At 72.3% G+C, this 625-nt stretch carries 1 protein-coding gene and 1 pseudogene; both read right to left on the reverse strand.

The window, feature by feature from the left end:
- Positions 1–299 (reverse strand): annotated as a pseudogene (locus ACFQEU_RS17420) (DNA primase); the annotation flags it as partial.
- 180 nt (positions 300–479) lie between these two features.
- Positions 480–625, reverse strand: a 146-nt coding sequence (locus ACFQEU_RS17425) for a YegP family protein (protein ID WP_379784206.1), incomplete at its 5' end; no start/stop codon positions are given.

Raw genomic sequence — 625 nt, forward strand, 5'->3', positions numbered from 1 at the left:
GCGGCCTCGGCGGCCGCGTACTTCTCGATGGCGGGCTCGGAGTCGAGCAGCGAGACGAGGATCCGCGCGATGGGGTACGAGAGGAGCTCCGACCGGATCTCAACCCGTCCGTCCGTACCGGTGAACGCGCCGCCTTCGGGCTCGACGGTCCCTTCAAGAAGCGCGCGTTCGACGCGCTCACGAGCCCGCTCGACCGCGGGGGCGTCCTCGGCGACGAGCGTCGGCAGCGACGCCGACGCGCCGGCAACGGCTTCGCGGGCCCCCTCGAAGAACGGGTACTTGGCGTGGAGCGCGTCCATGTCCGCTCCGTGGTTGTGGGGGGCGGCGAATAAGCGGTGCGGTACACGGTCGGTCGGCCGTGTCCCGTTCCCTCCCACACCCGGTTCCGTCTCCGCCCGGTTCCGTCCGCGTCCGGTTCCGTCCGCGCCCGGTTCCGTCCGCGTCCGGTTCCGTCTCCGCCCGGTTCCGTCCGCGCCGCCTCAGTCCTCGGTCTCCTCGACCGCCGCGCCGGGGGCGTTCGCCTTGACGCTCCGGAGGCCGGTCGTCGCGTTGCGTTTGGACGCGTACCCCTGTCCGCCGTCGGCGATGATGTTCCCGTTGTCGTGGACGAGCCGCCACCGCCACT

The organism is Halorubrum tibetense, from assembly GCF_042661865.1.
Lineage (GTDB): Archaea > Halobacteriota > Halobacteria > Halobacteriales > Haloferacaceae > Halorubrum > Halorubrum tibetense.